This window comes from Ensifer soli, from assembly GCF_041928815.1.
Lineage (GTDB): Bacteria > Pseudomonadota > Alphaproteobacteria > Rhizobiales > Rhizobiaceae > JBHFEI01.
Genome location: NZ_JBHFEI010000009.1, coordinates 72,772 through 93,643 on the forward strand (window position 1 = coordinate 72,772; position 20,872 = coordinate 93,643).

General features: G+C 69.8%; 18 protein-coding genes and 1 pseudogene. 3 read left to right on the forward strand and 16 right to left on the reverse strand.

The window, feature by feature from the left end:
* Window positions 1-19 precede the first annotated feature (19 nt).
* The 6 genes from bchZ to ACEVQ6_RS14920 all read right to left on the reverse strand — a co-directional run bounded on the left by bchZ (window position 20) and on the right by ACEVQ6_RS14920 (window position 7,224).
* The gene (gene bchZ, locus ACEVQ6_RS14895) at window positions 20-1,468 is read right to left on the reverse strand and encodes a chlorophyllide a reductase subunit Z (protein ID WP_374889813.1); all 1,449 of its coding nucleotides are present in this window, start codon (window positions 1,466-1,468) and stop codon (window positions 20-22) included.
* On the reverse strand, window positions 1,462-3,036 hold the full coding sequence (gene bchY / locus ACEVQ6_RS14900; protein ID WP_374889814.1) for a chlorophyllide a reductase subunit Y: 1,575 nt from the start codon (window positions 3,034-3,036) through the stop codon (window positions 1,462-1,464). The genes bchZ and bchY overlap by 7 nt, the downstream gene beginning before the upstream one ends.
* Window positions 3,037-3,045: 9 nt before the next feature.
* The gene (locus tag ACEVQ6_RS14905) at window positions 3,046-4,047 is read right to left on the reverse strand and encodes a chlorophyllide a reductase iron protein subunit X (RefSeq protein ID WP_374889815.1); all 1,002 of its coding nucleotides are present in this window, start codon (window positions 4,045-4,047) and stop codon (window positions 3,046-3,048) included.
* Window positions 4,044-4,982: a chlorophyll synthesis pathway protein BchC gene (gene bchC / locus ACEVQ6_RS14910; RefSeq protein ID WP_374889816.1), complete on the reverse strand. Its 939-nt coding sequence runs from the start codon at window positions 4,980-4,982 to the stop codon at window positions 4,044-4,046. The genes ACEVQ6_RS14905 and bchC overlap by 4 nt, the downstream gene beginning before the upstream one ends.
* A 210-nt stretch (window positions 4,983-5,192) precedes the next feature.
* Window positions 5,193-6,341 (reverse strand): methyltransferase, encoded by a 1,149-nt coding sequence (locus ACEVQ6_RS14915; RefSeq protein ID WP_374889817.1) that lies wholly within the window; start codon window positions 6,339-6,341, stop codon window positions 5,193-5,195.
* A gap of 10 nt (window positions 6,342-6,351) precedes the next feature.
* A complete protein-coding gene (locus ACEVQ6_RS14920) occupies window positions 6,352-7,224 on the reverse strand; it encodes a polyprenyl synthetase family protein (RefSeq protein ID WP_374889818.1) in 873 nt (290 codons plus the stop codon).
* A 100-nt stretch (window positions 7,225-7,324) separates the two neighbouring features.
* Between ACEVQ6_RS14920 and crtD the strand changes: the two genes are divergently transcribed.
* The 3 genes from crtD to ACEVQ6_RS14935 are packed head-to-tail and all read left to right on the forward strand — an operon-like array spanning window position 7,325 to window position 10,107.
* On the forward strand, window positions 7,325-8,911 hold the full coding sequence (gene crtD / locus ACEVQ6_RS14925) for a 1-hydroxycarotenoid 3,4-desaturase CrtD (protein ID WP_374889819.1): 1,587 nt from the start codon (window positions 7,325-7,327) through the stop codon (window positions 8,909-8,911).
* A gap of 2 nt (window positions 8,912-8,913) precedes the next feature.
* Window positions 8,914-9,804 carry a carotenoid 1,2-hydratase gene (locus ACEVQ6_RS14930; RefSeq protein ID WP_374889820.1) on the forward strand — a complete coding sequence of 297 codons (891 nt, stop codon included), beginning with the start codon at window positions 8,914-8,916 and terminating at the stop codon, window positions 9,802-9,804.
* A 36-nt stretch (window positions 9,805-9,840) separates the two neighbouring features.
* Window positions 9,841-10,107, forward strand: coding sequence for a hypothetical protein (locus ACEVQ6_RS14935; protein WP_374889821.1), 267 nt, complete (start codon window positions 9,841-9,843; stop codon window positions 10,105-10,107).
* A 37-nt stretch (window positions 10,108-10,144) separates the two neighbouring features.
* Here ACEVQ6_RS14935 and ACEVQ6_RS14940 read toward each other — a convergent pair whose 3' ends face one another.
* The 10 genes and pseudogenes from ACEVQ6_RS14940 to ACEVQ6_RS14985 form a co-directional block, all read right to left on the reverse strand.
* Window positions 10,145-10,294: a hypothetical protein gene (locus ACEVQ6_RS14940; protein ID WP_374889822.1), complete on the reverse strand. Its 150-nt coding sequence runs from the start codon at window positions 10,292-10,294 to the stop codon at window positions 10,145-10,147.
* The gene (locus tag ACEVQ6_RS14945) at window positions 10,287-11,438 is read right to left on the reverse strand and encodes a phytoene/squalene synthase family protein (RefSeq protein WP_374889823.1); all 1,152 of its coding nucleotides are present in this window, start codon (window positions 11,436-11,438) and stop codon (window positions 10,287-10,289) included. Before ACEVQ6_RS14945 ends, ACEVQ6_RS14940 begins: the two co-directional genes overlap by 8 nt.
* A complete protein-coding gene (crtI, locus tag ACEVQ6_RS14950) occupies window positions 11,435-13,051 on the reverse strand; it encodes a phytoene desaturase family protein (protein ID WP_374889824.1) in 1,617 nt (538 codons plus the stop codon). Before crtI ends, ACEVQ6_RS14945 begins: the two co-directional genes overlap by 4 nt.
* Window positions 13,048-13,995, reverse strand: a complete 948-nt coding sequence (bchO, locus tag ACEVQ6_RS14955) for an alpha/beta fold hydrolase BchO (protein WP_374889825.1) — start codon at window positions 13,993-13,995, stop codon at window positions 13,048-13,050. The genes crtI and bchO overlap by 4 nt, the downstream gene beginning before the upstream one ends.
* Window positions 13,992-15,821 (reverse strand): VWA domain-containing protein, encoded by a 1,830-nt coding sequence (locus ACEVQ6_RS14960; protein WP_374889826.1) that lies wholly within the window; start codon window positions 15,819-15,821, stop codon window positions 13,992-13,994. The genes bchO and ACEVQ6_RS14960 overlap by 4 nt, the downstream gene beginning before the upstream one ends.
* A 5-nt stretch (window positions 15,822-15,826) precedes the next feature.
* Window positions 15,827-16,864, reverse strand: a complete 1,038-nt coding sequence (gene bchI / locus ACEVQ6_RS14965) for a magnesium chelatase ATPase subunit I (RefSeq protein WP_374889827.1) — start codon at window positions 16,862-16,864, stop codon at window positions 15,827-15,829.
* A gap of 590 nt (window positions 16,865-17,454) precedes the next feature.
* Window positions 17,455-17,751, reverse strand: a pseudogene (locus tag ACEVQ6_RS14970) (transposase); the annotation flags it as partial.
* Window positions 17,752-17,977: 226 nt separating this feature from the next.
* Entirely contained in the window at window positions 17,978-18,727 is a 750-nt protein-coding gene (locus ACEVQ6_RS14975; RefSeq protein WP_374889828.1) for an ABC transporter permease, read from the reverse strand.
* Window positions 18,724-19,662 (reverse strand): ABC transporter ATP-binding protein, encoded by a 939-nt coding sequence (locus ACEVQ6_RS14980; protein ID WP_374889829.1) that lies wholly within the window; start codon window positions 19,660-19,662, stop codon window positions 18,724-18,726. Before ACEVQ6_RS14980 ends, ACEVQ6_RS14975 begins: the two co-directional genes overlap by 4 nt.
* Window positions 19,659-20,819, reverse strand: coding sequence for an ABC transporter permease (locus tag ACEVQ6_RS14985; RefSeq protein WP_374889830.1), 1,161 nt, complete (start codon window positions 20,817-20,819; stop codon window positions 19,659-19,661). Before ACEVQ6_RS14985 ends, ACEVQ6_RS14980 begins: the two co-directional genes overlap by 4 nt.
* Window positions 20,820-20,872 lie beyond the last annotated feature (53 nt).

A 20,872-nucleotide genomic window follows, 5' to 3' on the forward strand; every position in this document is an offset into this window, starting at 1 on the left:
CTGACCGGCCGGTCCGCGCTCAGGCGGGCATCGGCATTCTTGCGGCCCGCTCCACATGGGCGGGCGTGACTTCGCCGGCGTCGGCCCGTTCGGCCTCCCGCTCGGCCGCATCGCGCAGCCGCCGGGCGGCGGAGATGCGCACCAGCACGGGCTCGTCGGCCATGCGCCGGTCGAAGAGCGACTGGGCCTCGGCCTGCCAGGGCAGTTCCCCCGCCCGCCGCGCCGTCGTCGCCTCGATGGCGTCGAGTTCGCTCGCCTTGGGCAGGATCGAGAACAGCATGTCGAACAGCGCGTTGCAGACCTCCTGGATCAGCCAGGCCGCGCCCGAATAGCCCATCACCGGCGTGCCGGTATGGCGGCGCACCACCGCGCCGGGGAAGGAGAGCTGGACGAAGGTCGCCCGCAGATTGCTCTCGACGAGATACATGCGCTCGTTGAAGGAGCCGAAGAGGATCATCGGCGGGCGCTTCGCCACGAGATCGGCGACGGCCGCATTGTCGGTCTTCTCGCCCGGGCGGCGCGCCACCGCGAAGGTGCAGGGCAGGCCCATTTCCTCCTCGAGGAAATTGCGCACGCCGCGGGCATAGGTGTCGGTCGCGACGATGGCAAAGCTCGCGGTCGCGAAGAAGTCCTGCGTCACCGAGCGCCAGAGATCCCAGAGCGGCTTCAGCGTCGTGTGCTTCTCGCGCGTGATGAAGGGTTCCGGATCGAGGCCGAGAAGCTCGCCGAGGCTGCGCAGGAAGGCGGTGGTGGAATGGATGCCGATCGGCGCCTGCAGATAGGGCCGGTCGAGGCTCTCGCAGAGCAGGCGGCCGAATTCGCGGTAGAGGCAGATGTTGACGTCGGCATCCGCCAGCTTGCGGACATCCTCCAGATGGCTGCCGAGCGGGAAGATCATGTTGATCTCGGCGCCGATGCCTTCCACCAGCCGGCGGATCTCGGCGAGGTCGGAGGGCATGTTGTAGGTGCCGTAGATCGGGCCGATGATGTTGACGCGGGGCCTGGCCCCCTCCGGCCGGCGGCGCGGCGCCGGCACCTTGCCGCCCTTAGGGCCGAATTCCGTCCACAGCCAGCGCAGCGCCCGGTCGGCGCTCTGCCACTGGTCCTCGTCGATGGTGCGCGGCAGGAAGCGCAGGATGTTGGAGCCTTCCGGCGTGACGCCGCCGCCGATCATCTCGGCGATGGACCCCGTGACGACCACGGCCGGCAGGTCCGGATCGAGCGCGCGGCGCGCCCGCTTCATGGCGCCTTCCGTGCCGTGCTGGCCGAGCTCGTCCTCGGACAGGCCGCTGACGACGATCGGCAATTCATGCGGCGGCAGCGCGTCCGTGTAGTGCAGCACCGAGGTCACCGGCAGGTTCTCGCAGCCGACGGGGCCGTCGATGATGACCTGCAGGCCCTTGATCGCCGTGAAGGCGTAGACGCTGCCCCAGTAGCCGCCGGCCCGGTCGTGGTCGAGGATCAGCATCCGACGCTCTCCCCGTTGTCGACCGCGTTCATCGACTTGCGCATCTTGGCGGCATAGGTCTTGCGGAAGGAGGAATGGTCCTTCGGCGTCTCCTGCCAGATGCCGGCCGTCTCGCCGGCGCCGACACCGGCAAAGAAGGCATCCATCGCCTCGAAGCGCGCCCTGTTGGCGATGGCGGCATTGATGACGTCGGGCAGCGAACCGGCACCCGCCGGGCCCATCAGCGGGCGGGCGGAGATGAGGTTGGTGAAATAGAGCGCCGGCGTCGCCGTCTCCTTGGCCTTCTGCACCACGGGCGTGGTGCCGATGGCGAGATCGGGGCGGAATTCAGCAAAGGCGGCGAGGTCGTCCTCCAGCGAGGCGCGGAAGCGGAGCTCGACGCCGCGCGCCGCCAGCCATTCGGCATCCGCCGCATTCCACGGCGTGCGCGGACAGGCCGTGCCGACATAGCGCAGGTCCGCGCCCAGCTCGACCAGCAGCCGGCCGACGATCAGTTCGGAGCCCTCATAGCCGGATAGCGTGATGCGGCCGTCGATGCGTTTGGCCTGAAGGCTCGCCGAGATCGCGCCGCGCATGGCGTCGCGGCTCTGGTCGATGCGGGCGCGGGGGACGCCGCAGGCCGCGCCGATAGCCGAGAGCCAGGCGTCGGTTCCCTCGAGCCCGACGGGCGCGGAGCCGACAACGGGCCGGCCGGCGGCCTCGAATTCGCGGATGCTCGCGGTATAGAAGGGGTGGATGGCGGCGACCGCCGCGCAGTCGAGGGCGCCATAGAGGTCGCGCCATTCGCGCACCGGCACGGTCGGCCCGGCGGCAAGGCCCATCGGCTCCAGCATGGCGCCGACGACCATCGGATCGGCCGGGAACATCTCGCCGAGCAGCGTCACGCTCGGCCGGTCGGTCGTCCGCTGCCGCGGGCGCTGCACGGGGCCGGCGAGCGCCTCCTGCCGGGCATAGGCGAGCATCGCCGCCGACAGCACGTCCTTGGCTTCCGCATGGGTCGGCACGCCGAAACCCGGCACGTCGATGCCGACGATGCGCACGCCGGAGATCTCGCGCGGCAGCATCTTCAGCGGCACGCCGGAGGCGGTGGGCACGCAGAGATTGGTGACGATAACGGCGTCGTATTTCTCCGGATCGGCCATCTGGTGGACGGCCTCGACGATGTCCTCGAAGAGCTTGCCGGTGACGAGCGTCTCGGAACTGAAGGGCACATAGCCGACGGAGCGCTTGGCGCCGTAGAAATGCGAGGTGAAGGTGAGACCGTAGACGCAGCAGGCCGAGCCCGAGAGGATGGTGGCGACCCGGCGCATCCGAAGGCCGACGCGCAGCGACCCGAAGGCCGGGCACATGGACTGCGGCTGGTCGTGCGGGCCCTTCGGATAGTCGGCCTCGAAACGGTCGAGCAGCGCGCCGTTGCCGGCGGCGCGCGCCGCAGCCCGCGACCGCTCGGCCCCGCTGTGGCAGGCGCCGTCCGCGTCTGCGGCGGCGACTGTCCCGACGGCCGCGTGGTCGCCGACCGGCTCGGCCTGTCTCGTGTCGGCGGCGTCGAACGCCTTCAGATCATCCATGGCTCCGCCTCACACCGCGTCGTAGACGACTTCGAGGGAGGGGCGCGACAGCTTGCCGGCCGCGCACATGTCGGCGGCAGACGCCGGCTGCAGCTGGTAGTCGGCGCCGGTCTCGCTGGCGTCGAAAAGGGCGAGCAGGCCGTCCTGGTCGAGCGGGCGCGGCAGGACCGGCGGCGCCTCGGCAAGATTGATCGACAGCGCCTCGAAGAGCGGGCCCCAGCGGTTGTCCGGCGTGCCGATGATCTGGTAGTTGGCGCTCTTGCGGCGGATATCCTCGTCCTGGGGAATGGCGGCGAGCACGGGAATGCCGACGGCCTCGGCGAAGGCGGCCGCCTCGCCCGTGCCGTCATCCTTGTTGATGACGAGGCCGGCCACGCCGACATTGCCGCCGAGATTGCGGAAATATTTCACCGCCGAGCAGACATTGTTGGCGACATAGAGCGACTGCAGGTCGTTCGAGCCGACGACCACCACCTTCTGGCACATGTCGCGGGCGATCGGCAGGCCGAAGCCGCCGCAGACGACGTCGCCGAGGAAATCGAGCAGGACGTAGTCGAAGTCCCAGTCGTGGAAGCCGAGCTTTTCCAGCGTCTCGAAGCCGTGGATGATGCCGCGCCCGCCGCAGCCGCGCCCGACCTCCGGCCCGCCGAGCTCCATGGCGAAGACGCCGTCGCGCTTGAAGCAGACGTCGGAGATCGAGACCTCCTGCCCCGCCGCCTTGCGCATGGATGCGGTCTGGATGATCGTCGGGCAGGCCCTCCCGCCGAAGAGCAGCGACGTCGTGTCGCTTTTGGGGTCGCAGCCGATCAGCAGCACCTTCTTGCCGAGCTGCGCCAGCATGTAGGAGAGATTGGCGAGCGTGAAGCTCTTGCCGATCCCGCCCTTGCCGTAGATGGCGATGATCTGCGTTTCCTTTTTCACCGGACCGGTGGCGGGCAGGTCCGGCTCGATCATGGCTTCTTCGCGCAGCTGATCATGCATCAGGTCGCGACTGTCGAGGTCGAGGGTCATGCGGCGGTCCTCCAGTCGATCACCATTTTCAGGCAGTCGGCATCTTCGAATGCGGTCAGGTAGGCGGACTGCGCGGCGGCGGGTGCCGCGCGATGGGTGACGAGGCCTGCGAGCGACAGGCGGCCGGCGGCGACCAGCGTCAGCACGGCCTCGACATCGGCGGGCGTGAATTCGGCCGCGATCGACAGACGCAGCTCGCGCATGAAGGCGGGTGTGAACCGGAAATCGATGCGCTCGCCATAGAAGCCGGCCAGCACGAGATCGCCGGGCCGCGTCAGGCGCGGCACGATGCGGTCGATGAGGCCGGCATCGCCGCTGGCGTCGATCACGCCGGCAAGGCCGGTGCGCCCGTCCTCGGCGGGATCGATGACCGTGCAGCCCGCCCCACCGCGACGGCGGTCCGGATTGGTTTCCCAGACGATTGGCGCGGGCCTGCCGAGGGCGGGCAGCATCCGCGAGATCAGCCGGCCGAGCACGCCATGGCCGACCACCAGATCGACCGGTCCGCCGGCGCGCGAGACGGCATGGTGGGCGGTGGCGGCAAGCGCCAGCAGCACCGCCTCTTCGCCCATCGTCCCGTCGATCGCGACGGTGCGCGCGCCCGGCACGACGAGGCGGGACGCTGTCGCGCCGAACAGGCCGGCCGCCTCGGTGTAGCAGGCCGCGCCGGGCACGAAGACGAGGCGGCCGACGTCCCGGCCGGACCGCTCGCCGGCCTCAACGACGCGCCCGACCGATTCGTAGCCGGGGACCAGCGGATAGGTAAGGCCGGGAAAGGCCGGCATCGTGCCGGTGAACAGCAGCTTCTCGGTGCCGGTCGAGACACCGGAGACAAGGGTTTCGACGACCACGTCGGCCGGGCCGGGTGCCGTCAGCGCAAGACGGCGGACAGCAACGCTGCCCGGTCTTTCGAAGATGACGCCTGCCGCCTCCATGATGTCCCTCCCCGCCTCGGGTTCATTCGAACTCCGACTGTCATCTTAGATTGACAGTATGGATCGTCAACAAGAATTTACACTTTTCCGTTCTTCGCCCTGTCCGGGCCGGAGCGCGTCGCCGCCCCTCCACGTTGCGCCGGTGCCTTAAGCCTTTGGTTTCGCGCATGTCTTTGTGCCCGTCACGCTGCACCGTCGCGTCAGACGGCTTCAGCGGACAGCCGTGACAATCCCGGCGATCAGGCGGTTCGGCGAGGGCACGGGACGGATGTCGCGGAAGCCCGCGGCGACGAGACAATCGGCGATCTCGCCGGGGCTGCGGCAGCGGCCCGCGCCCATGGCGAGGAAATAGAGGCCGAAGTAGGCCGACGACAGCCGCGCACCCGCATCCGTCCCGCGCATGGCTTCGGCGACGACCAGCCGGGTGCCGGGGGCCAGCGACCGGTGGAGATTGGCGAGGATGGCGGCGACACGGGCGTCGTCATGGTCGCAGAGGATGCGGATCAGCGTGACGCAGTCGGCCTCCCCCGGCAGCCGGTCGCGGGCGAAATCGCCGCCGGTGACGCTGGCGCGCGCCGCAAGGCCGGCCGCATCGAGGCGGCCCGTCGCCCGGTCGGCAACGGCCGGCAGGTCGAAGAGATGCAGGCCGAGGCCCGGATGCCGCCGGCCCGCCGCGATGAGGAAGGCGCCCTCTCCGCCCCCGACATCCATGAGGCGTCGATGCCGGCCGAAGTCATGGGCGTCGAGCAGGCAGGCTGCCATCATCGCCTGGCTCTCGCGCATCAGCGTCGAATAGTCCGCGACCGCCTCCGGGGAAAGCAGGCCGGGTTCCGCGTTTCGGGCATAGGCCCAGTAGCGGCCAAGCGCGGTCTCGCCGGCCGTCCCCTTCAGCAACCGGTCCGGCTCCAGCAGGTCGCGGTAGAGGAGATCGTGGTGGCGCACCATGGCCGAGAGGCCTTGGTCGCTGGCGAGGACGACGCCGGCATCGTCCAGCGTCCACAGATCCGGCGCCACCTCGATCGTCAGGCCGAGATCCGCGTTGATGCCGAGCAGCAGGCGCATCCGCGTCGCCGTCAAGCCCAGTTGACGGGCAAGGCTCGCCGTGTCGGCGGGCCGGGCGAGCAGCGCCTGGTAAAGACCGAGCCTGACGCCGGCGAGAAGGATCTGGGAATGGACGAAGCCGCTCATAAGGCCGAAGAGGGCGGCGGCGTTGCGGTCGGCGATGCGTCGCAGCAACGGCAGGCGGGAAATCAGCCGGCGGAAGCCCGGCCTCGCGATCTGGCGGTTGCGCCAGAGCCGCAGGCGCACTGCGAGCGGCGGGCGCCGGCGCTCCTCCGGGACTGCGGCGTCGGCGGCCATGGCGCGGCGCTCACGCCGCGCTCGCGGCGAGCTTCTTCGGCATCAGGCGCGTCGCCTCGTTGCGGATCATGCCGCGCAGGCCGTCCGCCCCGGCGCATTCCGGCACGCTGTCGGCGGCCGTGTCCACGAGGTGGCGCAGATGCGTCATGGCGCCGGCGACGCCGCGTATCGCGACGATGTTCGGCCGGCCGTTCCGCTGGTCCTGATGGGCGGGCTTGCCCACGGCGGTGCCGCCGTCGCCGAGCGCGTCATAGAGATCGTCGGCGACCTGATAGGCCGAGCCCAGCGCGTCGGCGAGCGCCAGCCAGGCCTGCGGCTCGCCCCCGGCGGCGACGGCGCCCGTCGAAACGGCGCCGGCAAACAGCGAGGCGGTCTTGGCGCGGTGATACTGGTCGATGTTGATCTCGGGCTCGCCTTCCCAGGCCTGGCCCGCGACGAGGCCGAAGGGTGCCCCCACGGCCTTGGCGATGAGGGCGGTGAGCGCCCCGGTGAGCCGCGGGGCATGCACGGTCTCGCGCGCCAGCGTCTCGAAGGCGGCGACGATCAGCCCGTCGCCGACGAGCAGCGCCGTCGCCTCGCCGAATTCGGCCTGCACGGACGCCCGCCCCCGGCGGATGGCGGCATTGTCGAAGCAGGGCATGTCGTCATGCACCAGCGAGGCGCAGTGCAGGAGCTCGATGGCGGTCGCGGCAGCCGTGGCGGAGACGGGGTCGCGGTCGCCGCAGGCGACGGCGACCGCCAGACACAGGCGGGGACGGATGCGGGCGCCCCCGGGGAACACCGCATGCCGCAATGCGCGGGCAAGGCGGGGCGGACAGCCGCTTGCCGTCGCCATGCGCAGCGCGTGCTGCATGCCGGTCTCGATGCGGTCCGACACGTCCATCTTCGCCCTCCCCCAAGGTCTGTCAAAATGTGTTGACGAATTCTTGTGTCAACATAAATTGACAGATGGAAACGGAATGTCAACGTGTCGGGAGGCTCTTTTGCCGGAGGGTGCGCACGAACCGGTCGTGGTCGTCGGGGCGGGCATGGGCGGCCTTGCCGCGGCGATCCGGCTGGCGGCCGCGGGCTTTAGGGTCAGCGTCGTCGAGATCGGCGACACGCCCGGCGGCAAGCTGCGGCAGGTGCCGGCCGGCGACGCCGCAGTCGCGATCGATGCGGGCCCGACCGTTCTGACGATGGCATGGGTCTTCGACGACCTCCTGTCGCTCGTCGGCACGCGCCTCGAAGACGAGATAGCCCTGACGCGCGCGACCACGCTCGCCCGCCATGTCTGGCGCGGCGGCGAAAGCCTCGACCTCTTCGCGGAGGTGGCCGAAAGCCGCCGGGCGATCGCGGATTTCGCCGGCCGGCGCGAGGCCGAGGGCTTTTCGCGCTTCGCCGCCGACAGCGCCCGCATCTACAGGCTGCTCAAGGACACCTTCATCGACGCCGAAAGGCCCGATCCGCTGTCGCTTTCGGCGCGGATCGGGCTCTTGCGCCCTGCCTCGCTCCTCGCGCTTCGGCCCTTCTCCACCCTCTGGTCGGCGCTGGAGGGCTATTTCACCGATCCGCGGCTGCGCCAGCTGTTCGGCCGCTATGCTACCTATTGCGGCGCCTCGCCCTTCCGCGCGCCGGCGACGCTGATGCTGGTCGCGCATGTGGAGCAGGCAGGCGTCTGGATCGTCGAGGGCGGCATGTCCGTGCTGGCCCGGCGGCTTGCGAAGATCGCCGCCGATCTCGGCGTCACGTTTCATTATGGCGAGCGGGTCGACGCGATCATGCGCGATCGGTCGGGCCGCGCGGTGGCGGGCGTGCGCACCGACCGCGAGCATGTCCTGCCGGCAACCGGCGTCATCTTCAACGGCGATGCGGCAGCGCTGGCAGGCCTTGTCGGCCGCCCCCCGCCCCGCCCGGACGCGCAGCCGGAGCGCTCGCTTTCGGCGCTTGTCGCCTGCGGGCTGGTGGCGCCGCAGGGCGAAAGCCTTGCCCATCACACGGTGCATTTTTCCGACGACAGCCGCGCCGAGTTCGAGGCGATCTTCCGAAATGGCCGGGCGCCGGCCGATCCGACCGTCTATCTCTGCGCGCCCGACCGCACCGCCGGGGGGATGCGGCGCGACGGGGGCGAGGTCGAGGCGCCCGAGCGTCTCTACGCCCTCATGAACATGCCCGCCGACGGCGACCGGCGCGCCTATGACGAAAGCGAGATCGAGCGATGTCTGACCACGATGGAAGGCCGGCTGGCGGCGAACGGATCGGCGCTGCGCTTCGACAGGAGCCGGACGACGGTGACGGCGCCGGACGGCTTCGCCCGGCTCTTTCCGGAAACGGGCGGGGCGCTCTACGGCATGGCCTCGCACGGATGGGCGGCCTCCTTCCGCAGGCCGGCGGCGCGCACGGCGCTGAAGGGCCTCTATCTCGCGGGCGGCAGCATCCATCCGGGGCCTGGCGTGCCGATGGCGGCGCTGTCGGGCAAGATCGCGGCGGCAAGCCTGATGGCGGATCACCGTTCGGACGGCCGGTCCCGCCCGGTGGCTATCAATGGTGGTATGCCGATGCCGTCAGCGACTGCGGCGCCTACGCGCTGACCGTGATCGCCTTCGTCGGCTCGGTCTTCTCGCCCTATTACCACTGGTCGGGTCGCAGGCGCCCGGACAACCACGTCGCCTTCAACGTGGCGCTCTATACGCCGGAGGGCAATGTCTGGGCGATGACGGAGCGCGGCGCCGCGGCGCTCGACATCGCCGACGACGCGATCGGCATCGGCCAGAGCCGGATGGCGGTCGAGGCGGACGGCACCCTGTCGATCCGGTTCGACGAAACCGCCCTGCCCTGGCCGGGCCAGCGTCTCCTGCCCCGCCGCATCGCCGGGACGATCACCCTCGCGCCCGAGGCCGCCGGCGGGCCGGCGGTGGCGCTGGACGGCGCGGGCGATCATCTCTGGGCGCCGCGCATGCCGGCGGGGCGCGCGACCGTCGTCTGCGATCTCCTGCCAGGCGGCGGCTGGCAGGGCCATGGCTATCACGACTGGAACATGGGCCGCAGGCCGCTGGAGCAGGATTTCAGCGGCTGGGACTGGGCGCGCGGCCGTGTGGCGGAAACGGGCGAGACGCTGATCCTCTACGATGCCCGGCTTGCGGACGGGACGCGCCGCGCCTTCGGCCTCCGGCAGCCGGCGGGCATGGCCGCAACCGCGCCGGAGGTCTTCGCGCTGCCCCCCCGCCAGTCCCTGCCGCGCGGCTTCTGGGGCGTGCCCGTCTCGGTTGCCTGTGATCCCGGTACGCAGCCGGGGCTGCGCCGCCGGCTGGAGGATACGCCCTTCTACACGCGCGCGCTGGTCGATGTCAGGCTTGCCGGCCGCAGCGTGCGCCTCATGCACGAAACGCTCGATTGCCGCCGGCTCGCCCATCCGCTGGTGCGGCTGATGCTGCCCTTCCGCATGCCGCGGCGGGGTGGCTGGAGCATGATCCGACCGGAGTGAAGCGCGGACCGGCACGGGGATGCTTCAGGAAGAGGCGTGGGAACGCCGTTCTGGTACGACCGGATCGACCGGGCGCGCTGGAGCATGTCCGGCGATCGCTGGTTCACCGGGGATACGCTATCGCCCTGTTTCAACGCATCGTCCGGACGCCAGGTCCCGATCGCTTCCGTGTCAGACGATGCTGCAAAAACAAAAGGAAGGAGCACGTCCGGTGAACCGGCGTCCGAAGAGCGTGCTCCAGAGCATTTCCAGCCGAAGCGTGATCGCTTCGGCGCCGGAGAATGCGCCAAAAATAACGACTGAGAGCATTGAAGGTGATCCCGTGATCACCGGAAATGCTCTAGGCGTTGCCGTCCTCGCCGTCCGGCGTCTTCGTCTCCGGCTTGCGATCGTCGTAGCGGGCGAGATCGCGCTTCTGCCAGATGTAGAAGGCGAGCGCGAGGCCGAAGACGAAGAGGGCCTCGATGAGGCCGAAATAGGTCTCATACATGTCCGGCCATCCCTCCTTGTGCCCCTTCGCCCGCCGCAGGCCGGACCGGGCGACGATCGGCGCGGGCGCGGCGTTCGAGATCGAGCAGCAGCGTTGCGAAACGGTCGAGGCCGCCCGCGCCGCCGGGGGGTGCCGATGCGCGCGCCCCGGAATGGCCGGCCGCGGCCGCGACGAGGGCCGTGACGGAGGGATCGGGCGGCGCAAGGCGGGCGGCGGCCGCGAGGCCCTCCGGGAGAGCGACGGGCCGGCGCGCCGCGAGCATGATCGCGAGCTTGCGGGGAAGGGAGGTGCGCGCGCGGCGGGACAGGCTGTCGTAACCGGCGCCCGCGATCTCGCGGCCGATCTCGCGATAGGTCAGCGCCGCCGTCCGGATCGCGTGCCGGCAGTCGGCGGGCAGGGCCGCGATCCCGGCATGGGCGAGCGCATAGTGCCGGTCGGCCTCGCTGAGCAGGCGCGCGACGACCGCGCCGATCTCCGGCGTGAAGCGGGGTGCCGCGCGGAAGGCGGCGATGTCGACGCCCGCCTCCGCCAGCCAGTCCTCCGGCAGGTAGAGCCGGCCGTTCGCGAGATCCTCGCCGACATCGCGGGCGATGTTGGTCAGCTGCATCGCAAGCCCGAGATCGGCGGCGCGCGACAGCGCCCAGGGCTCGCTGGTGTCCATCACCAGCGCCATCATGATGCCGACGCTCGCGGCGACACCGGCCGCGTAGTCCTTGACCTCGGCGATCGTGCGGTAGCGTCGCTCGGTCATGTCCATCTCGAAACCGTCGAGCAGCGCCACCGGCACGGCCTTGGGGATCGCATGCGTCTCCACCAGCCGCGCGAAGGCGCGGTCGCAGGCGTGATCGGAAGGCGTGCCGGCATAGAGCCGGTCGAGCCGTTCCCGCAGCCGCTCCAGCACATCCGCCCGCCGTCCCCGCGCATCCACGGCATCGTCGGAATGGCGGCAGAAGGCATAGAGCGCATGCGCCGCCTGCCGCGTGCCGCGCGGCAGCAGCAGCGAGGCGATGTGGAAGGATTTGGAGCCGCGCCGGATGGAGGCCGAGCACCGGTCGAGGTCCGTTCCGGCACCGCTGAAGCCATAGTTGAGCGCCGCCGGGCGGTAGATGGCGGAGGCGGGCGGAGCCGTGACGACGTCGCTCATGTCTGCCCTCCCCGGGCCTGCCCTTCCCGGGCCTTGAGTGTCACCGGATCCGGCACGAGACCGGCGACGATGCGGGCCGAGCAGAGCACGCCGGGCAGGCCCGCGCCGGGATGGGTGCCGGCGCCGCAGAGATAGAGATTGTCGAGCTCTTCCGAGCGGTTGTGCGGACGGAACCAGGCGCTTTGCAGAAGCTTCGGCTCCAGCGCGAAGGCCGCGCCCTGGAACGAATGCAGCCGGTCGCGAAAATCGATGGGCGTCGCGATGCGCGAGGAAACGATGTGGCGGCCGAGGTCCGGCAGGACGGTTTCCTCCAGCCGCCTTTCGATGCGCCGGCGGTAGATGTCCGCCTCGCTTGCCCAGTCGGCGTTGCCGGCGAGATTGGGCACGGGGCTCAGGACATAGAAACTGTCGCAGCCCGCCGGCGCGACGGCGGGATCCACGGCGCTCGGCCGATGCAGGTAGAGGCTGAAATCGGCGGCCAGACGCCTGCGGTGGAAAATGTCGTCGAGCAGGCCGCGATAGCGCGGGCCGAAGATCATCGAATGGTGATGCACCGCGTCGTAGCGGCGGCTGGTGCCGAAATACCAGACGAAGAGGCCCATGGAATAATCGCCGCGGCCGATCTTCCCGTCCGTCCAGCGCCGGCGCGGCAGATGGGCCAGCAGCTTGCCATAGGTGATGGCGGGATCGGCGTTGGAAACGACGATGTCGGCCGGGATCGTCTCGCCCGAGGCGAGCCGCACGCCGGTCGCCCGCCGCCCTTCCGTCAGGATCGTCTCGACCGTCTCGCCGAGCCGGATCCTGCCACCATTGCGCCGGACGAGGTTCGCGATGCCGGCGGCCAGCGCATTCGTGCCGCCCATGGCGTAATGCACGCCATGTTTGCTCTCCAGATGCGCGATCAGGCAATAGAAGGAGGTTGCCGAAAACGGATTGCCGCCGATGAGCAGCGGATGGAAGGAAAACAGCGTGCGCAGCTTCTCATGCCGGAAATGCCGCGCAACGACCGAATGCACCGAGCGATAGCCGCCGAGCCGCACCAGGCCGAGAAGCGCTTTCGCCGTGACGGCGAGGCTGTGGAAGGGTTTGTCGGCCATCTCTTCGAAGGCGACCTCGTAGATGCGCCGGCTTTCCTCCATGAAGCCGCGATAGCCGGCAACGCCATGGACGGGATCGATGCGCGCCACCTCCGCCTCCATCGCCGCGCGGTCGCCGGAATAGTCGAACCAGGTCCCGTCGTCGAAGCGCACCCGGTAGAAGGGCAGGCAGGGCCTCAGATCGACATCGTCGGCGAATGTGCCGCCGCAATCCTTCCAGAGCGTTTCGAAGAGCCAGGGCGCGGTGATGATGGTCGGCCCCGCATCGAAGACGAAACCGTCCTGCCGGTGGGCACAGGCCCGCCCGCCCGGCGCCTCCAGCGGATCGACGACGGTGACCCCGTAGCCGCGCGCCGCCAGGAGGGCCGCGGCCGAGAGCCCGCCGACGCCGGCGCCGATGACGACCGCATGCGGGCGGGCCGGATCGGGGGGACCCGGATCGGGGGGAACCTGGCCGGGGGGAACCTGGTCGCGGTGGGCCGGATCGGCGAGGGAAAGGCGCTGCGCCACGGTCATGCTGCATCCGCTCCTGCCGGTCGCCCGTCCTGGAGCGCGGTCTCGATCATCCGGCAGACCGTTTCTGCCGCCGTCTCGTGCACGAGGTGTCCGCCGGAGGGCATGCGCATCCATCGCCCCTTCGGCGCAAGGCGCGCGGCATGCGCGGAGTTCCCGGCGGGGACCATCGGGTCGTCGTCGGCGGCGATCAGGATGAGCGGGGCCGGAAAGGCCGACAGCAGGCGATCGAAGCGCTGCAGATCCCAGGACGCCATCATGCCGAGCGCGCCGCGGACATGGCCGGAGCTTGCGAGAAGCCGGCGATAGAGCACGGCGCCTTCGGCATCGATGGCCGATCCGGTGGCGGAAAGGAGATTGCCGCCAAGGGGCGTGGTGCGCGCCAGAAGCGAGAACATGCGCGCCGACAGGCGGCTTGAAAACAGCGCCTTGGCGATCGGCGAGAACAGGCGGTCGCCCCGGATCGGCAGGAAGGCGCCGTTGATGCTGATGACGGCGGGCGTGCCGCGCCCCCCGTCCCCCGCGCCGAGGGCGGTTGCGAGCGACACGGCGATCGCCGCGCCGGCGGAATGGCCGATGATCGCGTGGGGCCGTACCTCCAGGGCAAGAAGCAGCGCCCCCAGCGCCGCCGTCATGCCCGCCAGCGACAGGTCCGCCATCGCCGAGAGCGGCCGGGTGAAGCCGTGGCAGACGAGATCGGGCACCAGGACGCGGTAGCGGCGGGCAAGGATCGGCAGCCCGTGGCGCCAGGAATGGCTGGCCGCGCCCGTGCCGTGCAGCATGAGGAGCTGCGGCGCGCCCTCGGGCCCGGCGACCTGGACGTGAAAGGCGAGGCCGGCGGCCTCCACGAAGCGGCTGTGGGCGCGGTGCGGCCAGTCCTGCCCGTCCCGCCTCCAGTCGAGCCAGCGATCGGCGGGGGCCTCGCCCGGCCGGGCGCGGGCGCTCATGGCCGTGCCCCCATCATCGCGGTCTCGACAAGGGCGGAGAGGCAGGAGGCGCGGGCGGCGCTCAGCCGATGGAGATCCGCGCCGAGCTGGCCAGCCAGCGTCGCCACGGCCGGGCGCGGGCGCCGGGCGATGTCGACGCAGATCGTCTTCAGCGCTTCGGCGCGGTAGTGGCGGGCAATGTCCTCGGCCTGCCGGGCGGCGCGTGCACGGTCCGCCTCGCCGTCGAGCGTGACATTGCCGGCGCCATCGGTGAGGATGACGACGATCGGCGTGTTGCCGCGCCGCCGCACGGCCAGCGCCAGTTCCAGTCCCGTCTTCAGCCCGGCCGCCAGCGGCGTCGGCCCGCCGCCCGGAAGGGCCGCCAGACGCCGCTTGGCCGCCACGAGCGAGCGCGTCGGCGGCAGCAGGAGATCGGCACCCTCGGCGCGAAAGGCGATGAGGGCGACCTCGTCGCGGCGCACGTAGCAGCGCGCCAGAAGCTGCTCGATCGCACCCTTGGTCTCGCCCAGCCGGTCGAGCGCGGTGGAGCCGGAGGCATCGACGACGAAAATCGCCGTGGAGGGCGCGGCGTGGCGGCGGCGGTGGTAGCGAAAATCGTCCTTGCGGATCTGCGGCGCGCCAGGGGCTTCCTCCCCTGCCCCGGTCAGGCTCGCCCCGGCCGCTGCGGCGGCGCGCCGGCGCAGGCGCTGGAAGGGTGCTGCGGCCCGCAGCGTGGCGGAGAGATCCGGCCGCGCATCGACGAAGGGTGGCGTCGGGCCGGTGGCATAGGGCCGTCCGCGCCGCGCCTTGCGCATCTGCGCGCCCGCCTTGCCGGCCCGCTTCGCCTGGCGCGCGGCCCGTTCGCTGACGAGAAGCGACAGGCCGTCGATCATGCCCGCCGCCATGGCCGCCTCGAGGCGGCCCAGCGCATCGGCGGGCGCCGCCTGTGCCTGCGATGCGTCCGCCTCGTCCGGGGCATGGTGTGCCTGCGATGCGTGCGGCGGCGCGGCGTCGGGCAGCGTGTCGCCGGGCAGCGGGTCGCCGGGCGGTTCGCACTCCGCCTCGGCGGGCGGTTCGGCCGAGAGCAGGCGGATGCCGAGACACAGGCCGAGCGCGCTCACCGCATCCTGCGGCCGCACCTGCGATTGGCCGGCGAGCATGGCGAGGATCCGGCTGACGGTGAAGAGATGCAGATGGGCGCGGGCCGAGCCATGGCCGGCGGCAAGGGCCAGCGCCAGCATCTGCTCCAGAAGCCCGGCGGGCATGGTGACCGCGCGCCAGTCCCGCGGCGCGGCGGCGCCTGCGGCACGGGCGGGCCGGGCGGCGCGCGTCGCCGCAAGGGGAATGCCCTCGAGGCTGACATGCAGGGCGAGCCGACCGGTGAGCACGCCCGGGGGTGGCGCGTCCGTCTCGGCGGCCTCATCCAGCGCCAGAACGCTCACGCGCCGTCCTTCCATGCCCTCGGCGAGGGTCGCGGCGGTTCCCGGCTCCAGCCGCTCGGCCATGGGCACGATCATCAGGCCACCGTCGACGGCCGAGAGAAGGCCCCGTGCGGCGACCGGCCGGCCGGTCCGCGCCGTCGCGGCGAGGTCCAGCCGGGGATGCAGGACATCGCTGCCGGCGCCGGGCGGCAGGCGACGCACCGGCGCCTCCGGGCCGAAGGCGTGCAAAAGGCCATCGACGAAGGCATCGCGCACGCCCCCGGCGCGCGCCGTCAGCCACAGGCCGCCGAGCGCCCCGCGCCCGGCCGCAAGCACGTCGGCGGCCAGCAGCGCGTCGCGCCAGCGCTCTTCGCCGCTCGCGGCGACGGCGTCCTGAAAACGGGCGTTGCCCCCGACATCATCCATGGCGCTCATCCATGGACAGGGACCGTCTCGAGGGCTGCGAGCGCCCGTTCGATGCGCGGCGCGCTTCCGGCATCGTCGAGCGGGTCGCGCCGCAGGCGATGGCAGAGCACCATCGGGGCGATCTGCTCGATATCGGGCCAGCCGACGGCCTCCCGCCCGTCCAGCGCCGCGGCGGCCCGGGCGGCGCGCATCAATGTCAGCTCGCCGCGCATCCCGTCTATGCCGAGACGCATGCACAGCTGCGAGAGCCGCGACAGGATCGCGTCGGAGAGGGTGACGGCGCGCAGGCGCGTCCTTGCGGCGACGACCGTCTTGCGCACCGCCGCCTCCTTCCTGCTCCAGTGTGCCGCAAAGGCGTCCGGATCGGTCTCGTAGGCGTCACGGCGTCGGATCACCTCGATGCGCTGCTGGAGATTGTCGAGGGTGCGGATATCGACGGCGAGCCCGAACCGGTCGAGCAGCTGCGGGCGAAGATCCCCCTCCTCCGGATTGCCGCTGCCGACGAGCACGAAGCGCGCCGCATGGCGGATGCTCATGCCCTCGCGCTCGACGACGTTGATCCCGGACGCGGCGGCATCGAGCAGCAGATCGACCAGATGGTCCTCGAGAAGATTGACCTCGTCGACATAGAGAAAGCCGCGATTGGCGGCGGCCAGCAAGCCCGGCTCGAATCGCTTTTCGCCCGAGATCAGCGCCGTCTCGATATCCAGCGCCCCGCAGACCCGGTCCTCGGTCGCCCCCAGCGGCAGATCAACCATCGGCGCCGGCACCTGGACCACCGCGCGGATGCGCTGCGCCTCGGGCGCCGTGCATGCGGGGCAGGCCGCCTGCGGCTGATCCGGCAGGCAGTTGTAGCGGCACCCTTTCCGTGTCGCGATCGCCGGCAGCAGCGCCGCGAGCGCCCTGACGGCGGTCGATTTGCCGGTGCCCCTGTCACCGAAGATCAGCACTCCGCCGAGCAGCGGCTCCACCGCCGCCATCAGAAGCGCCTTCTTCATGTCTTCCTGCCCGACAATGGCCGAAAAGGGAAAGGGCTTCAGCATAGGCCTGACCTCGATGGAGAAAGTGTCAATTGACATTGACACTTTCGATCGGGTTTTTGAAGGGGCCTGTCGATATTTGTTGACAGGCATGCAGGGTGTCGGCGGGATCAGGTGAAATCCTGCGTCAGGCCGAGCGCGCCTTTCCCGTGATCCCTGCCTCCGCCCCTGGGACCGGCCTATCTCCAGAGGGGAACACGCCTGATGCTGAGGTCCTTGCCCGGATCGGAAAGCGACATGTCAGGCCGGGCCATGGCCGCCTTGGGCGGGACGCACCGGTGCTTGGCACGGCGCACGACCCTGCCATTCACCATTCCTGCACCGGCGCCGCCTAGACTCCGCTGTGCCGGCTATGCCACTGCAGCAGATCCAATTTATCTCTTCTATTTCTTGAGAAGACGATGGAAAAAGAAATTCCGACATTTGTGACCGGGTATCTTCTCGAGTGCGGAATTTCCTCAAGGAAGATAAAAGAGGCGATGCCCATACAAGACTGTATCACGACCTGGGCCTATACGGGGACATAGCTGAAGCGTGCATGGAGATCATGTCTGAAAAATAGAGAGTAAATCTGGATAATTTTATTTTTGACATTGCCAGATATTGTCGACAGGGTTCAACTCGGGCGACTTGGACGGCAGTGGCAGGATGGTGATGTTTTCCGGAACGAAGAGATTGTTGGACATGTGCCATCCCGCCTGATCCATGACGAGGACCGCGTGGGTACTTTCAGTGACGTTGCGGGATATCTCGATCAGGTGCTGGTTCATGGCATGGGTGTCGCACCACGGCATGACGAGAGCGGCGGCCTTGCCCTGCTTAGGGCAGATGGCACCGAAGATAGAGGCCGATCGGGTTCGCTGATCATGCGGCGCGACAGCGGCATCGCCTGTCTCTTCATCACCCACGACCTCACCATCGTGCGCGCGGCGGCGTCACAGGTGACGATCCTGCATCGCTTACAGGTCGTGCGCCAGGGCGACAGGGATGCCGTGTTCTCCCCGCCCCTCGACGCCTACACGCAGCGGCTGGTGAGCGCGGCGCCCGGGATCGAGGTCGGCCGGCTCGACCGGCCTCTCGAAAAACGCGGCCGCGACCTCGGGCTCGGCCGCGCCGTCATGACGCCGTCAGGCCGCTGCGCCGTGCGGCCATTCGCTCGACTGCGGAAAGCCCGTCGTAGATCAGCACCGCCAGCACCGCGACGATCAGTCCTCCCTGGAACACGAAGGAAAGGTTGTTCGACAGCAGCCCGGCAATGATGACTTCGCCCAAGGTCTTTGCCGCCACCGTCGAGCCGATGGTCGCGGTTGCGAGGCTGATGACGACGGAGAGCCGGATGCCGCCGATGATGATCGGCAGCGCCAGCGGGAGCTCGATCGTCAGCAGCCTCTGCCACCCGGTCATGCCAACGCCGCGCGCCGCTTCCATCACCGGCTTGGGCAGCGTCGTGAGCCCCGTCACGGTATTCTCGAAGATCGGGAGAAGACCGTAGAGAAACAGCGCGATAAGGGTTGGCTTCTCGCCGAACCCCACCGCCGGCACGGCAAGCGCCAGCACGGCGACCGGCGGAAACGTCTGGCCGATATTGACGAGACTTCGCGACAGGGCCAGAAACTCCGCGCCGAACGGCCGGGTGACGAGGACGGCGAGCGACACCGCCAGTGCGGTCGCCGCCACCGTCGCGATCAGCACGGTGCGCAGGTGAGACAGGGTGAGGGAAAGCAGGCTGCCCTGATTGTAGATGACCGGCGCATTGTTCTGCGTCAGCGGCTTCAGGAGCGGCGCGAACCAGTCCGGCTTGAGAAGGAACGCGACGAGCGCGAAAAAGACCGCAAGTCGCAGGAGAGTGGGCAGACGGGGCGTCATCGCGGCCTCGCTGCGCGCCTGGCAAGGCCCTCGAGGCTGACATGGCCGAGCGGCTCGCCGCCCGGACCTTCGACCGGAAGAGCGTTGCGTCCCGACCAGAGCAGCGCGGCCAGGGCATCGCGCTGGCTGAGCGTGGAGGACAGGGCGGGGCCCTCGGCGCCGCCCGCCTCGACGGCGGCACCGACGGTTTCGATGGACAGCATGCGGAACGGCCGTTCGCTGGTACCGATCAGCGTTTCGACGAACGGGGTCGCAGGCCGCACCAGCATTTCGGCCGGCGTCGCGTACTGGACGAGCCGGCCCTTGTCCATCACCGCGATCCTGTCGGCGAGATGGAAGGCTTCTTCCATGTCATGGGTGACGAGCACGATCGTGGTGCCGAACTGTTTCTGGATCGCCAGAAGATCGTCCTGCGCCTTCGCCCGGATGACCGGGTCGAGCGCGCCGAACGGCTCGTCCATCAGGAGCACGTTCGGCGCGGCCGCGAGCGCACGCGCCACACCGACGCGCTGCTGCTGGCCGCCCGACAATTCATGCGGAAAGCGCGGGCCGAAGGCTTCGGGATCGAGCTGGAACAGTGTCAGCAGTTCGCGGACGCGCGCATCGATGCGGGCCCTGTCCCAGCCCAGCAGCACCGGCACCGTGGCAATGTTCTGCGCGACCGTGCGATGGGGAAACAGGCCGTGGCCCTGGATGGCATAGCCGATCCGCCGGCGCAGCCGAAAGGCGGGGATTGCGCGAGTGTCCGCGCCATCGAGCCGGATGATGCCCGATGTCGGCTCCACCAGCCGGTTGATCATCCGCAGGAGCGTCGTCTTGCCGGAGCCTGACGTTCCGACCACGACGGTAATCGTGCCAGGCTCGATCGTCATCGACACGTCGTCGACGACGGTGGTGGTCTCGTAGCGCTTCGTAACGTGTTCGATCTCGATCATGCGGTCCTGCCCCGGGCTGGCGTCGTCATTTCGATGATGGCGTCAAAGACGACCGCCGCGGCAAAGGCCAGGGCGACGGTCGGCACGGCGCCAAGCAGCACGAGGTCCATCGCCGTCTGGCCGATCCCCTGGAAAACGAAGACACCGAAGCCGCCGCCCCCGATCAGCGCCGCGATGGTCGCAAGGCCGATATTCTGCACCAGAACGATGCGGATGCCGGTCAGGATGACCGGCAGGGCCAGCGGAAACTCGATGGTGAACAGCCGCTGAGTGTCCGTCATGCCGATGCCGCGTGCGGCCTCGTTGGCATCGCGCGGAACGTTGCGCAGCCCCAGGACCGTATTGGAGACGACCGGCAGCAGCGAATAGAGGAACAGGGCGAGGAAGGCCGGTGCCGCGCCGATGCCGCGAATGCCGATCGCCGATGCACCCGGTATGGTGAGCGCGATCCAGCCGAGCGGCGCGATCAACAGGCCGAACAGGGCGATCGACGGAATGGTCTGGATGATGTTGAGCACGTTCAGGACACCGGGGCGCAGGGATTCGACCCTGTGGCAGAGCACGCCAAGCGGCAGCCCGACGAGGACGGCCGCAAGCAGCGAACCGAGCGCCAGCGTCAGATGGGTGGCCGCCTCGTTCCAGAACGTCTCCGCCCGGCTGGCATATTCCTTCAGGACAGACAGGCCGTTCCAGCTGCCGGAGACGAGGATGCCGCCGATGGCGACGGCAACCGCGAGGAGAACCGCGACGCGCAGGGGTGGCGAGGGGCGAAGCCGCGTGACGGAATCCGCCGTCAGCAGCGCGAAGGCAAAGGACAGCTGCCAGAAGCCGGACGCCGGCGAGACGCGCGCGTAGCTGTTGTCCGGCGGCGTGAGATGCGTTGCCGCCAGACCGATGAAGACCGAGAGCGCGAGGAGCGCGGCGAGGCTTGCCGCAAGCCGGATCGGTATCGGCGTCCGGAAAAGCGCCATCGCGGCGACGGCCACCAGAAGCACGACGAGGGCGTATCCCAAGGGTTGCGGAAGCGCTTCCAGGATGGACCGCGGTTCCCCCTGGACGATCCTGTTCGCCCTGAATGTCGCAAACGGGGACAGTGCGATGCTGCAGGCGATCCATAGCGCGACGATCAGGCCAAGTTTGTCGAAACGAGCGGTCATGAAACGGACTTCCGACATGAATGTGCGTGGGGAGGCAAGGCAGGCCCTGTGCC

Coding starts and splice junctions, on each gene's coding strand:
- ACEVQ6_RS14915 (WP_374889817.1), bottom strand. CDS start 6,341: ATGGCCGCCGACGCCGCAGTCCCGGAGGAGCGCCGGCGCCCGCCGCTC.
- bchC (WP_374889816.1), bottom strand. CDS start 4,982: ATGGAGGCGGCAGGCGTCATCTTCGAAAGACCGGGCAGCGTTGCTGTC.
- ACEVQ6_RS14980 (WP_374889829.1), bottom strand. CDS start 19,662: ATGATCGAGATCGAACACGTTACGAAGCGCTACGAGACCACCACCGTC.
- ACEVQ6_RS14945 (WP_374889823.1), bottom strand. CDS start 11,438: ATGAGCGACGTCGTCACGGCTCCGCCCGCCTCCGCCATCTACCGCCCG.
- crtI (WP_374889824.1), bottom strand. CDS start 13,051: ATGACCGTGGCGCAGCGCCTTTCCCTCGCCGATCCGGCCCACCGCGAC.
- bchO (WP_374889825.1), bottom strand. CDS start 13,995: ATGAGCGCCCGCGCCCGGCCGGGCGAGGCCCCCGCCGATCGCTGGCTC.
- bchY (WP_374889814.1), bottom strand. CDS start 3,036: ATGGATGATCTGAAGGCGTTCGACGCCGCCGACACGAGACAGGCCGAG.
- ACEVQ6_RS14920 (WP_374889818.1), bottom strand. CDS start 7,224: ATGGACGTGTCGGACCGCATCGAGACCGGCATGCAGCACGCGCTGCGC.
- ACEVQ6_RS14905 (WP_374889815.1), bottom strand. CDS start 4,047: ATGACCCTCGACCTCGACAGTCGCGACCTGATGCATGATCAGCTGCGC.
- ACEVQ6_RS14975 (WP_374889828.1), bottom strand. CDS start 18,727: ATGACGCCCCGTCTGCCCACTCTCCTGCGACTTGCGGTCTTTTTCGCG.
- ACEVQ6_RS14940 (WP_374889822.1), bottom strand. CDS start 10,294: ATGTATGAGACCTATTTCGGCCTCATCGAGGCCCTCTTCGTCTTCGGC.
- ACEVQ6_RS14985 (WP_374889830.1), bottom strand. CDS start 20,819: ATGACCGCTCGTTTCGACAAACTTGGCCTGATCGTCGCGCTATGGATC.
- ACEVQ6_RS14960 (WP_374889826.1), bottom strand. CDS start 15,821: ATGGATGATGTCGGGGGCAACGCCCGTTTTCAGGACGCCGTCGCCGCG.
- bchZ (WP_374889813.1), bottom strand. CDS start 1,468: ATGCTGATCCTCGACCACGACCGGGCCGGCGGCTACTGGGGCAGCGTC.
- bchI (WP_374889827.1), bottom strand. CDS start 16,864: ATGCTGAAGCCCTTTCCCTTTTCGGCCATTGTCGGGCAGGAAGACATG.